A 309-nucleotide genomic window follows, 5' to 3' on the forward strand; every position below is an offset into this window, starting at 1 on the left:
GGTTGCTGACCTGGGCGAAGTGCCCGGCCTTGGATTGCTATATTAGGGCATTATGCCCTAGATAGTCAAGGAAATTTAGCTAAACAATTTGCGGCGGGCGCACGAAAAAACCCGGCTTGCGGGCCGGGCTGCTGGCAGCATATCGCAACGATCAGGGTTGGCGGTTTTAGCCGCTAAAGTCCTCTCCCTTGGCGTAAAGTCCTGCGGGCGTCAGCCCTGGCCTTTCCAGATCGCCCCAATCCCCGCTAGATCGCAAAGGATCGCCCAGGCGGCATAGGGGATCGGCGAATCCTCGCCAACCCAACGCCG

Annotated in this window: 1 pseudogene; it reads right to left on the reverse strand. The window is 58.9% G+C overall.

Annotation, left to right across the window (positions count from 1 at the left end):
• Window positions 1-210 precede the first annotated feature (210 nt).
• A pseudogene (gene korC / locus AC0L3J_RS37855) lies at window positions 211-309 on the reverse strand (transcriptional repressor KorC); the annotation flags it as partial.

The sequence above is a fragment of the Bradyrhizobium sp. Kon37 genome, from assembly GCF_055807535.1.